Annotated in this window: 14 protein-coding genes, 1 other RNA gene and 2 pseudogenes; 6 read left to right on the forward strand and 11 right to left on the reverse strand. The window is 37.5% G+C overall.

What is annotated here, in order from left to right:
• Positions 1–37: 37 nt before the first annotated feature.
• Positions 38–679: a cation transporter gene (locus J582_RS19680; protein ID WP_031997053.1), complete on the reverse strand. Its 642-nt coding sequence runs from the start codon at positions 677–679 to the stop codon at positions 38–40.
• Between the two features lie 65 nt (positions 680–744).
• Between J582_RS19680 and J582_RS19685 the strand changes: the two genes are divergently transcribed.
• Positions 745–1,146, forward strand: a complete 402-nt coding sequence (locus J582_RS19685; RefSeq protein ID WP_004888171.1) for a MerR family transcriptional regulator — start codon at positions 745–747, stop codon at positions 1,144–1,146.
• 52 nt (positions 1,147–1,198) lie between these two features.
• Here J582_RS19685 and J582_RS19690 read toward each other — a convergent pair whose 3' ends face one another.
• From J582_RS19690 to J582_RS19710, 5 genes are all read right to left on the reverse strand, one after another.
• The gene (locus J582_RS19690; protein WP_002049530.1) at positions 1,199–1,450 is read right to left on the reverse strand and encodes a hypothetical protein; all 252 of its coding nucleotides are present in this window, start codon (positions 1,448–1,450) and stop codon (positions 1,199–1,201) included.
• Positions 1,451–1,659: 209 nt separating this feature from the next.
• Entirely contained in the window at positions 1,660–2,892 is a 1,233-nt protein-coding gene (locus J582_RS19695) for an FAD-dependent monooxygenase (protein WP_032048449.1), read from the reverse strand.
• Positions 2,889–4,097, reverse strand: a complete 1,209-nt coding sequence (gene ubiH, locus J582_RS19700) for a 2-octaprenyl-6-methoxyphenyl hydroxylase (protein WP_031997057.1) — start codon at positions 4,095–4,097, stop codon at positions 2,889–2,891. The genes J582_RS19695 and ubiH overlap by 4 nt, the downstream gene beginning before the upstream one ends.
• 31 nt (positions 4,098–4,128) lie before the next feature.
• The gene (gene pepP / locus J582_RS19705) at positions 4,129–5,451 is read right to left on the reverse strand and encodes a Xaa-Pro aminopeptidase (protein WP_032048450.1); all 1,323 of its coding nucleotides are present in this window, start codon (positions 5,449–5,451) and stop codon (positions 4,129–4,131) included.
• A 67-nt stretch (positions 5,452–5,518) separates the two neighbouring features.
• Positions 5,519–6,151 (reverse strand): UPF0149 family protein, encoded by a 633-nt coding sequence (locus J582_RS19710; protein ID WP_031997059.1) that lies wholly within the window; start codon positions 6,149–6,151, stop codon positions 5,519–5,521.
• A gap of 64 nt (positions 6,152–6,215) precedes the next feature.
• Between J582_RS19710 and J582_RS19715 the strand changes: the two genes are divergently transcribed.
• The 3 genes from J582_RS19715 (at position 6,216) to ssrS (ending at position 7,433) form a co-directional block, all read left to right on the forward strand.
• Positions 6,216–6,776 (forward strand): hypothetical protein, encoded by a 561-nt coding sequence (locus tag J582_RS19715; protein WP_031997061.1) that lies wholly within the window; start codon positions 6,216–6,218, stop codon positions 6,774–6,776.
• Complete coding sequence (locus J582_RS19720) at positions 6,773–7,057, forward strand: cell division protein ZapA (protein ID WP_002049540.1); 285 nt, start codon at positions 6,773–6,775, stop codon at positions 7,055–7,057. Before J582_RS19715 ends, J582_RS19720 begins: the two co-directional genes overlap by 4 nt.
• 191 nt (positions 7,058–7,248) lie before the next feature.
• Positions 7,249–7,433: non-coding RNA, 6S RNA (gene ssrS / locus J582_RS25705), on the forward strand.
• Positions 7,434–7,543: 110 nt separating this feature from the next.
• On the opposite strand, the gene J582_RS19725 is transcribed toward ssrS, so the two are convergent.
• The 3 genes from J582_RS19725 to J582_RS19730 form a co-directional block, all read right to left on the reverse strand.
• Positions 7,544–7,864 (reverse strand): hypothetical protein, encoded by a 321-nt coding sequence (locus J582_RS19725; RefSeq protein ID WP_004710010.1) that lies wholly within the window; start codon positions 7,862–7,864, stop codon positions 7,544–7,546.
• Between the two features lie 32 nt (positions 7,865–7,896).
• Positions 7,897–8,004, reverse strand: a complete 108-nt coding sequence (locus J582_RS27315) for a hypothetical protein (RefSeq protein WP_228128190.1) — start codon at positions 8,002–8,004, stop codon at positions 7,897–7,899.
• A 113-nt stretch (positions 8,005–8,117) separates the two neighbouring features.
• A complete protein-coding gene (locus J582_RS19730) occupies positions 8,118–8,459 on the reverse strand; it encodes a hypothetical protein (RefSeq protein WP_031997063.1) in 342 nt (113 codons plus the stop codon).
• Between the two features lie 233 nt (positions 8,460–8,692).
• On the opposite strand from J582_RS19730, the gene J582_RS19735 reads away from it, so the two are divergent.
• On the forward strand, positions 8,693–9,277 hold the full coding sequence (locus J582_RS19735) for a 5-formyltetrahydrofolate cyclo-ligase (RefSeq protein ID WP_031997065.1): 585 nt from the start codon (positions 8,693–8,695) through the stop codon (positions 9,275–9,277).
• A gap of 98 nt (positions 9,278–9,375) precedes the next feature.
• On the opposite strand, the gene tpgA is transcribed toward J582_RS19735, so the two are convergent.
• A complete protein-coding gene (gene tpgA, locus J582_RS19740) occupies positions 9,376–10,158 on the reverse strand; it encodes a trimeric autotransporter adhesin/peptidogylcan-associated protein TpgA (RefSeq protein ID WP_031997067.1) in 783 nt (260 codons plus the stop codon).
• 179 nt (positions 10,159–10,337) lie between these two features.
• Positions 10,338–10,613: pseudogene (locus J582_RS0105010) on the reverse strand (ESPR-type extended signal peptide-containing protein); the annotation flags it as partial.
• Positions 10,614–11,124: 511 nt separating this feature from the next.
• Between J582_RS0105010 and J582_RS26215 the strand changes: the two are divergent.
• Positions 11,125–11,828: pseudogene (locus tag J582_RS26215) on the forward strand (IS5-like element ISAba27 family transposase); the annotation flags it as partial.

The raw sequence follows: 11,828 nt of genomic DNA on the forward strand, positions 1-11,828 counted from the left end.
ATGCTTAAATGGTACTTTTTTGTTTATACGATTAAAATTAAGCTTCTGAACCCAACATTATCTTTGATTGTTTTCTTTCTTGTAATGATTGCTTAATCACAGCATAACCCGAAGAAACACCTAAATATGCGATCACAAAGGCTACTAATAAATCCGGAAATACCGTGCCTGTTCCAAATACGCCAACCGCCGCTAAAATTACAGCAATATTAGCAATAGAGTCATTTCGACTACACAACCAGACAGAACGCATATTGGCATCCCCATCTCTAAATGCATAAAGCATTAAAGCAACCGAAACGTTAGCAATTAAAGCTATCACCCCAATTGTCCCCATAACCATCGGTTCAGGTGAAACACCATGAAAAAATGACCATACCACTTTTGCAATGACGAAGAAACCAAAAGCGGCCATCGTAATACCCTTAACAAGAGCTGCGGTTGCGCGCCAATAAAGGCTCATCGAGAGTACAACTAAAGACAAAGCATAATTTGCTGCATCTCCTGCAAAATCTAATGCATCTGCCCATAATGAAACAGATTGAGCTTTGTAGCCACCTACAATTTCAACTACAAACATGAGTGCATTAATCACAAGTGCAATCCATAGCGCTTTTTTAAAGCGTGGGCTGACTTTCTTTGTAGGTGAACATGTTGAAGCACATCCACATCCGGCCATTTTATTTCCTCAAGAACTCTTTTATAGTCATTAAAAACCCTTGAGTAGCTCCAGAGTCAAGTCTTATGAGTCTTTCTATTGGCCAATTATCAAAAAAAGCAGATGTTCCAATCGACACTATTCGTTATTACGAAAAAGTAGGTGTACTCGACCGTATTCAACGCTCAGAAAATAATTATCGTGTTTACACAGATCAAACACTTGCGGACCTATTATTTATTAAACATTGCCGCGAATTAGATATTTCTCTTAGTGATATTAAAACGTTAAAAGAAATGAAAGCTCAGCCAAAGCAGGCATGTACGGAAATTGATAATTTGGTGAATAAATATTTGATTGAAGTATCGGAAAAAATTGAACGACTTTTGCTTTTAAAAGAAACACTCATCGATTTAAAACAACATTGCTCGACCGACCGTACAGTAGACGAATGCGGCATTTTAAAAGAGCTGCAAAACAACCTTTAACTCAACCTAAAAGCCAATAAAAAAGCATCACTCATGTGATGCTTTTTTAGTATTAAAGGTCGCTATGTTCATCTGGCGGAACTTCAGTAATTCTCCCACCACGAGCTAAAAATGCAGCAACTTCATCTTCCAATGCTTGGCGCTGTTTTTGTTTCGCAGTTACGGTAAGCGTTTCTGCCTCAGCAAGATCAGCATCAGTTAAGTTGCCTGCTTCTTCGTCAGCCGCGCCACTCTCAGCCGCTTTGGCTTCATCTTCATCTACAGCAGAATCTTCTGCATCTTCATAATCATTGATATCTGTCATATTTACACTCCCCACAATGATTTGTATTGCATCATCGCTATGGTCTTTGAGACCTCAGAAATTTAGCAATCTCTTTGCATTTAGCAAAGAGCCAAATTGGTCAAATCCGTATCTTTTCTGACCGATTTGGTAATGATATATAAATGATTGTTTAAAAAATATCTACTGATATTTATTTAGACCAGTAGAGCATAAACTTCGTAATTATTTTAACGACTATACTGGGTGTTTTGTAAAGCCCCTAAACCATTCGCTTGTTGCATAAAACGCTCTTTTAAGGGTGAAATTTGTTCAACCTGCTTAAGTCCCGCATTTCTGGCCCAAATCAATGGAAATAGCTCAGAACTTTCCAACCAACCGATAGCCGACATACTATGCATCATCGCATCGTTTTGTCCTTTACGGCAGTGTTCATAACGCATTAAGGTTTGTTCATGCGCCCATACGCCACGGCCTAAATCATGCAATAGTGCATCACAGAGTACCGCTGCATCTAAACAACCAATATTCACCCCTTGTCCAGCAAGTGGATGAATCACATGAGCTGCATCACCGATTAGGGCTAGGCCAGCTTTAACGTATTGTTTTGCAGCGCGCGCTTTCAATGGAAATTGTGCTCTTGAACGAACATCTAACACTTCACCCAACATATGTTGGCTTTCTCGAGTTAAAAGCTGCATAAACTCGCTATCACTTAAAGCCGAATATTCATCAGCATAATCATCTGGCAGTGTCCAGACAATGGACTGCCAATAGCCGTTTTCACTTTTTTCAAGGCTCGCCATCGGCAAATATGCCAAAGGCCCTGTAGGTAAAAAGATTTGACGAGCAACATAGTGATGAGGCTTAGAAGTCTTAATTGCACAGCTAATCGCTGCTTGCTTGTAATCTAGTACGTCTAGATCGATAAAGGCTTGTTCACGTACAAATGAATTGGCACCATCTGCGCCAATAAGCAGTTTAGTTATAAGTGTTGTGCCATCTGCCAATTGAATATGCCAACACCCAACACCTTGCTCAATACGTGTCACACGGACTTGAGTACGATAATCTGTTAGCTGCTCAAGCATTTTTTGTTGAATAGCAACATTCAATACACTTGGCTCAACCATAGAGCCCAAAGCTTGCTCTGGCATTGGTCTTTGTACAGACTCATGGCCAAAATTAATTTCACCATAGCCATTTAAGTTCCACACTTGCATGCCGGTATAAGGCATTTGACGTGCTAAATCATCCCAAACGTTCACTGTTTTAAGTAAATGAATCGTCGCTTGGCTGAGCGCTAAAACACGCGGATTCATTACGCTCAATGTCTTTTCAACATCAAGTACAGGGGCAGCATCAAGCACGGTAGCCTGTACACCACCTTGTGCAAGTAATAAAGCAGTTAAGCCACCAACCAGTCCACCACCAACAATGACGACATCTAACACTTCACTCATGCTTTTAACCCCATTGCATAGTTCGCTACCAATGGCTTAACACCCGGAATGACATCAAATGCAATTAATCCCGTATTACGGATTAATTTTAATAATGGATTTTGGTTACTAAAGCCCCGAACGACCGTATCGCAGAACTTAATCACGCGCTGTTGGTCAGATAAACGTGCTTGTTCATAGGCAAGCAAATTATCTGGGTTACCAATATCATCAGATGTGCTTAACTGATTTACCAAATAACGAAGCAATACATCTGCATCACGCAGACATAAATTAAAACCTTGCCCTGCAACTGGATGGATTGTATGCGCTGCATTACCCATTAAAATAACGCGTCCAACAGCTTGTTTATGCGCAAGTACTTGTGAAAGCGGATAGCTAAAGCGTTTGCCTGTTTTTTCAAATTTACCCGCTCTATCACCATACGTTTTTTGCAAGGCATCTAAAAAGTGTTGGTCATTTTTTTCGCCTAACCACTCATCTTCAGTGCCCTTTTTAACAGGCCATACCACTGAGCGACGATATTCACCCGGTAATGGCAATAAAGCTAAAGGTCCTAATGCACTAAAACGCTCAAACCCTACCTGCTCATGCGGTTTTGAAGTCTGAACAGTCGTAACGATTGCAACCTGATCATAGTCGTGGACATCAACACCCACACCAATTGCTTGACGACAGAAAGAATCACGACCATCTGCTGCAATTAATAATTTTGACTCAAGCTTTAAAAGTTCATCACCACGCTGAGCTTCAATATGTACCTGTTCAGCGTCTTGAGTTAAAGCGGTTACTTGTACGCCATCAATCAGTTCAATCAAAGGTTGTTGGCGTACTTGTGTTAACAAAACTCGACCAAGCCACGCATTCTCAATGACTTGTCCAAAGCTTTCGACTTTTTCTTGTTCTGCAACTAAACGTGCTTTACCAAAACTGCCTTGCTCAGTAATGTGAACTTGCAAAATTGGAGTGGCATGCTGTTGTAATGCATCCCATAACCCTAGCTTCTGATAGATCTGTACGCTACGACGTGATAAAGCCGTATTCCGCGCATCAAAACTGGAATGGTAAGGGGCAACATTTTGATCATCATAGTTTGGGTATTTCACAGCTTCTAATAGCTTTACCGCGATATTAGCCTTCGCCAGCATGAGGGAAAGGCTTAAACCCACCATACCCCCACCTACAATAATCACTTGTTGTTGCATCGAGTTTTGCTCCTTTGGCGAATACGTTTAATTATGCTTTAGCTTGCGCCATTAAATGTTCAATATCTGCAATATCTTTAACCACGTCGGCCGTTAAAACTCGTGGGCCTTTTGAGGTTGCGACTACATCATCTTCAATACGAATGCCAATACCACGCCATTTTTTATCTACTGTTTCATCGTCGGGCGCAATATATAAACCTGGCTCAACAGTAACAACCATACCCTCTTCATATTGGCGCCAGTCGTCATCTTTTTTATAAGAACCAACATCATGTACATCCATACCTAACCAATGGCCTGTACCATGCATATAAAATTGACGATAAGCTTCAGTTTCAATCAGCTCACTCACATCACCTTTGAGCAAACCTAAACTAACTAAGCCTTCCGTTAAAATTTTGACCGCAACCTCATGAGGCTCACGGTACGAATTACCAATACGTACTGCATCAATCGCCGCATATTGAGAGGCCAATACCACCTCATATAATGCTTGTTGTTCAGCACTAAATTTTCCATTTACAGGAAAGGTACGGGTAATATCCGATGCATAAAACTCATATTCACAAGCAGCATCAATTAAAACTAAATCACCATCTTTGAGTGGTTGGTTATTTTCAACATAGTGCAAAATGCAGGCATTAGCCCCACCACCAACAATACTGTTATATGAAGGCACACAGCCGTTTTGCCCAAATATATAATTGAGTTCGGCTTCTAGTGCATATTCCATCATGCCAGGGCGAACAGTTTGCATCGCGCGGGTATGTGCTTTAGCACTAATTTTTGAGGCAACTTGCATCAGCTCAATTTCTTGGGGTGATTTAATTAACCGCATTTCATCAATAATGCGATCTAATTGAACTAACTGGGCTGGAGCGGCTTCATGACGATGCTCGGCATTCGCTTTTTTGATCCATTGGCTTACTCTGGCATCAAATGCAGCATTGTGTCCGATTCGATAATAAAGACGCTCTTTATTTAATAATTTTTCAATAATTTCTTCATCAAGCAGATCAATTGCATAAGCTTCATCTGCTTCGTATTCTTCAATTGCGCCGTCAATTCCCGCACGATATCCATTCCAGATTTCCATCTCGCGATTACGTTCACGGCAAAAAAGACTATAGCTATAGTCTGTAACGTCATCAAAGGTTTCAATGACAGCAACTGCCTCAGGCTCTGCAAAACCCGTCAAATAGAAAAAACTACTATCGGCACGGAATTTATAATCCGCATCACGCTTACGGTACATTTCCTCACGCGTCGCAATAATCGCAATGCTGTTTGGGCCCATTTTTTCTGCTAGACGGTTTCTGCGATGTTGAAAATCAGCTTGAGGCAATTTCATAATGATCTACTTGATTTAGAATTTTAAAGTCAAAAAATTAAACACAGCCAATAACACATCGCCTCAATTAACTTGGGCGATGTGGTGTAAACATTTCTACAATATTTTGATCTAGAGTGCCTACAGTAGAAGTTTTACTTTTTGCATAAAAGTTTTTCAACAATGAACTTTCAGCCACTGTTACTTTCTTTCTACCAATAGATAAGCTCACTGGAATAAGGCGTACAAACTCATACAATTCTTCGTAACTGCTTTCGCCTTCTTCGTCGTTATCAGAGTCTTCAAACTCTACTGCTGCCACATCTTGCAAATGTTCAATTAATTCGCGCTCATCAGCACGAACATGGCCTGATGCCAAACCAAGGCCAAGAACAACACCAGCACACCAGTCTGATAATGCTTGCACACGATCTTGAAGCGTATGTTCATCGTCTGGAAGCATTGGCAAATAATCCAATTCATCTTCCGACAACGCATGTGCTACATCTTCTGTTTCATCGGTTAAAAGCGCTAAAGCTTCTTCATTTAAATCAGGAACATTAAGAGTTGTTAAAATTTGTGTCCATTCTTCACGCGTAGGCGCTTCTGTCACACAAACAATACCTGTTAGTAAACCATGTAACTCACTAGGGCTTGAAATTTCTTCAATTCCTTCAAAATGAGCGTTCCATTCTGTCCAACCTGAAATATCGTCTTGCATTCGTTTATCCAATCTCTATACTTCGTATATATTACCTTTGATTGCAATTCTGTGCGACCTCGTTATGTTAGAACAATTACAGCGGCTACAAGCGCATATTGGCGTTTTAAAAACACGCTTACATCATCTAGAGAGTGAAAATTCTACTCTCTTGGAAGCTAAAGAACTGGCTGAAACAGAGCAACACGCACAAGTTGTGCAAAAAAATAGCATCATCACTAAAAAACAAGAGGAAATTGAGACACTAACTGAGCAACTCACTCAGCTACAAGGTCAATTTCAACAATTGAATCAAGATGCTAACACACTTGCCGAGCGTTACAGCCGCCTAGAAAAAAGTACGACCGATTTAAAAAATCGTTTTCAAGAAATTTTGGCTGAGCGTAATGAGTTACGCGTTACCAAAGAAAAACTTCAGTCACACCAACGTCAAACTCAACAAGAGTTACACGACTTGCAGCAAGACCGTGACCGTTTGTTACAAAAAAATGAACTTGCCAAAGCAAAGGTTGAAGCAATTATTCAACGTTTAGCAATTTTAGGTACAGCTCAAGATCAACACGCGCAAGAAATTCAGCAACTTGCTCACCCAAATGCTGAAGCTGGTGAGGAGACCCAATCATGAGTGAACAAGTCATGGTAGAGCTTCGTCTGATTGAGCAAACATTTAGACTTGCAACAACATCAGATAAAAAAGATGAGCTTGAACGTGCAGCTGAACTTCTTAATGAGAGATTCAACGATATGCGCCGTAGTGCCCCTCGTGTTGAGCACAATAAGCTTGTTATTATGGTTGCCTTACAGCTTACCCAAGAAGTGTTAAGTTTAAATAAATCTTTGCAAGAATATACACACTGTGAACGCCTATTACAGGCTATTTTGGAAGATGTTGAACAAACTGTTTAATCGACTTATATCAATAAAAATGCCTTGCTCTATTCATTTATAGTGCAGGGCATTTTTGTATTGACCTATCTTATGTACCACATGATTGTTATATATACTTTTAGTGTACAAAGCTTCATCAAATGAAGCCTAACTTTACAGTTCAATAAACTCAGATGATTGCCAACGGAACCAGATCGGTTATACTTAAGCTATCTCTGGGATGTTCGCCAGCGGGTCTATTCCCCTGCCGATACTTAAACTTATGGATTGCGTTCTGTATATTTAGAGTGTATGCCTACCTTAGAGTAGGAAACCCAGCAAGTATACGTCGCGTCCACCTTGAACTCGTCGGGTTCAGGGTAACGACACATGCAGCGGCATCTTCGGAGCATTAATTTTATTACATAATTATAATTTAAAGACAGACCTGTCAGTCTATTTTTAGTATTTTGCCTTTCTAGCTCATTAGCTAAACTTAAAAGTTAAATATATTCCTGTTGCTACTTATTGCTCATTTCGATGTAAGCATTCTTGATACCACCCTGTCTGAAAATCTTCGATGGCTTTACGTTTAAAGAAGCTTGTTTTGAATACTTTAGCAGCATAAGCTGAGTTGATTAAGTCTTGATAAAGCTGCTTTGCTTTTTCTTCTGTAAGGCCATCAGCAATTTGTTGTAAATCTTGTGCAGGTACTTTTTTTTGCCTTGCTTCCATTACGTTATAAGCGACTTTTTTTACGATATTACAAATATCAGGATCATTTATATTATCGTTAGCATAACAACCTGTGGCAATAAAACTGAGTAATAATATTTTAAATTTCATATCTCTACCTTGCATTAATTATTAAATTTCAATTAGTTAAAAAACGATTTCCCTTCGTAATTCTGCATGTTTGCTAGCAAGATAGAGGCAAGTGTTAAATAGCTACCGACCGTATTAAAACTCTGCAAAAATTTTAATATTTACATCTTAAGTCCAGCGAAAAATTTAAATAAGGAGCAGAAAGAAATTTAGCACAACTAAATAATGCCAATCAATTCACAATTATTAATTTTTACGTGATAAACAACAAGCTTTAATTATCACATTTTATTCCTAAACTTCCCTTATAGTAATCTGTTGCGCTTTTCAGATCTGATAGTAATTTTTCTTCGGTATAAGGCTTAGGCGAAATTTTTATTAATGCAGGCATGTATTGCTTTTTGTAGAGATCAGGATAATCATGGCACAAAATTTTAACTTTAACTTCTTGCGGTGTCTTTGGACTATCTAATTGATCTAAAAACTCGCCAATTTTTCGATCAGACTCTTCGAATAGAGTCTTGTAATCAACTTGAGGAGCCTCAGATTCTGCCTGTTTCGTGCACGCACTGAGCAAAGCAGCACATAGCATCATCAATAAAATTTTTAACTTCATAGACTTTAAAGTTTCATATTCATCTTTAAATATACTTATCCTGATTAAATGTAAATAAATACTGTAAATACGTAAAAAAACTAAAAAATATTATATAGAGGCTTTTTAGGAACACAGTTATTTTTATTTTCGATTCAACTAGACTGTTTTTATAACGTTTAAAGTTCGGTGAAGCTAAAGAAAAATGGGTATAATTTTGCACGAATCATCTCAAATCTTTGTTAGATTTATCCATGAATGAACTCAGCGTTATTAGAAAAAATTTAAGATCTAAAAGACGTTCTTTAACCCAATTTGAGCAAAAAAAGGCTCAGCTTAATGTTTTACACTACCTAAATTACCTTCCTATTTTTCATTCATCAAAAAAAATTGGTTTATATCTGCACGCTTTCGGTGAAATTCATACTGATCTTCTTATCAAATTCTGTTTTAAAAAGAATAAACAAGTTTATTTACCAATGATTTGCTCGATGAACCAACGTTTAGTGTGGATAAAGATAAATAAAAACCAGTATTTAAGTCGTCGCTTTTCTCACCATCCCTTAGGTATGAAAGAGCCTATGGCAACGCGAGGAAGACATGTGTCACAGCTTGATTTGTTACTTATGCCGCTTTTAGCTTGTGATCACTACGGAACACGTATTGGTATGGGTGGGGGTTATTATGATCGTACATTAGCAAGTGCAAAGCATAAACCTTATCGTTTAGGATTGGCTCATCAATTTCAATTTATTGAACATACTTTAGAACGTCAAAGCTGGGATCAACCATTAGATGGTTTACTCACGCCACAGCACTTTTATAATTTTAAGAGATGATTTTTATATAAAAATTTAAATATATTCTTTTGTTTTTTTAGCCTTTTAAAACGAAAAAGTAACCACCTTATGGATGGTTACTCTTACGTGACAGGCTGTTACCAACTTATATTAACACGTCTGTTTGGTGCTAAACATTGAATAAGTTGTGAATTATGTCCACCCGAACATTGCTGATATATATCAGTCTGACTATTCGCATGGATTTGAATACGATTCGGATCTACCCCTTGTTTGACAAGTAGTTTTGCCACCGTATTCGCTCGTTTAGATGATAACTCTTGGTTATAACTAAATTTACCTAATGGATCTGCAAATCCAGAAACAATAATAGGTGCTGTTGATGGGCTTTGCTTAATTTGATCGACAACATTGTCTATATTGTTTAAACCTTGCTGAATTGCACTTGCATCAGAGCGATCAAAAGCAAATAAAACGCTCGCTGTACGTCCATTAACCGCAGTACTATTTGCAGGAGGCTGATTATTTTCGCCCCAGGCCATCAACCCTTCACATGCCTCACCTTTCCAAGATAAACGTTCAGCCAAATATTGTTTATTAAAATCAATGCGTAACTGACAACGTTGATATTGATTACTATTTGGGACACGTATATCTAATACATAGTTCCAGACTTTTACTGCAAATAATCCTTCACTAAATTGTGGATTACCTAGTAAACCTCGAATTTGGTCTTTATTTAGCCCTAAATCCAAGCGCGCAACGTCATCATACTCATAACGCTTAACTTGCTTAAGATAGCTATCAGATACTTTAGGAAACGTGACATTTTTTTGAGATACTGCTTCTTCTTGTGCATAACTAACCATTGCTAGGCCAGAAAGAACAGCAATAAATAACGCTTTAACTGTATTTTTCATATTTTTACTCTCGAAATGGAGAATGAGGAAGGCCTTACCTTCCTCGCCTAGCGAAATTAGTCAATTACACCACTAATACCGATACGAACACTTGGATCACCTTGAGAAGCTGCAGCTACACCACCAGTCAGTGACCAACGACCATTATCGGCAGTTTTACGTAAGGTCACACCGACAGGAGCTCCACAACCAATAGCAACATCTTTTTCATTGGCTGTACTCGCATTCCCCTCACGACATGAAGTTGTACCTGAAATAGAGGTCCCTTGACCTACTCCCCCTTCGGTATTTGTCCCTGCGAAAGCATTTGGAGCAAAACTAATTACACTTGTTAAAACTACCGCTGATACATTTAAAGTTTTTGATTTAGTCTTTGTTTTACCTTTTGCAATTTCAGATGTTGCAACCCATGCTCCAATTGAAGCATTCCAAATGACCTTATAAACTTTATTCATAAAACTTCTCAGACAAATACCAAAATTAAAGGTCAATAAAAATGTAGAAATACATTTTTAAAAAAATTTGACCAAAAAAAAGAGGCGGCATCCTAATTGAATAAATTTAAGGGGTAAACATTAGATCCTTTAAATTTATGAAAAAGTGAGACAAAATTCACAAAACAAAAATATTGATTAATTTTTAATTATTTGAATTTATTAATATATTTTAAAAGCAAATCATATTATCTCTATTGTGTTAATAATTTGTAAATTTATTTTAAAATAGAATAATAACTCTAAATATATGGTTATTTTTTATAAAATTAATAAAGAAATAAACTCTTTAAAATACACTTGTACTCTATTTAAAATAGAATATTAGCTCTAAAATAAATACCACTATTAATATAATTATTATGTAATAACCAACTATTAAAAATACATCTGTATATTATAAATAATAGTGCTTTTATACTGTTAATAATAGACCTCTTGCGAAAGTAAAAACCACCTCAATCTAAATTTCATGAGATATCAGAAATTAAATCGTTTTTCAGATTCTGAATTCCAGCGCTTGGTTGGTGTACCTCGACCAGTTTTTAGTGAAATGATCGAAGTTTTAAAAGAAGTAGAATCACTTAAAAAGAAATCTGGGCGTCCTCATACTTTAGCTATAGAGGATCAATTATTATTAACACTCAATTACTTACGGAATTACAGCACTCAATTGGAGTTGGCTGCAAATTACCATATCGCTGAAAGTAATGTGAATCGAACCATTAAAAAGGTTGAAGATGCATTGATGAAATCAAGACGGTTTACTCTGCCAAAACGAAGCATTACCACAGCAGACGAACAGTTTAACTGGGTCATTATTGATGCGACAGAATGTTCAATAGAACGTCCGAAAAAAAAATCAGAGTAAGTTCTACAGTGGTAAAAAGAAGAAACATACGCTAAAAGCACAAGTGATCTATCATCCGAACAGCAAACAAATCATAGGGCTAGATATATCGAATGGCAGTCAGCATGACATTAAATTGGCAAGAAGAACGGTTAAAAAATTCAAACATTGTAAATATGTTATGACCGATTTAGGGTACTACGGATTAGAGCAAGATGGCTTTAAATTATTGATGCCAATAAAGAAAAAGAAGAATTTACCCTTATTTGATGTTGAGAAAAAGTACAATAAAATGATTGGAAAAATACGAGTTGTGATCGAACATA

It is taken from the genome of Acinetobacter sp. 1566109 (assembly GCF_000582255.1).
GTDB classification, from domain to species: domain Bacteria; phylum Pseudomonadota; class Gammaproteobacteria; order Pseudomonadales; family Moraxellaceae; genus Acinetobacter; species Acinetobacter nosocomialis.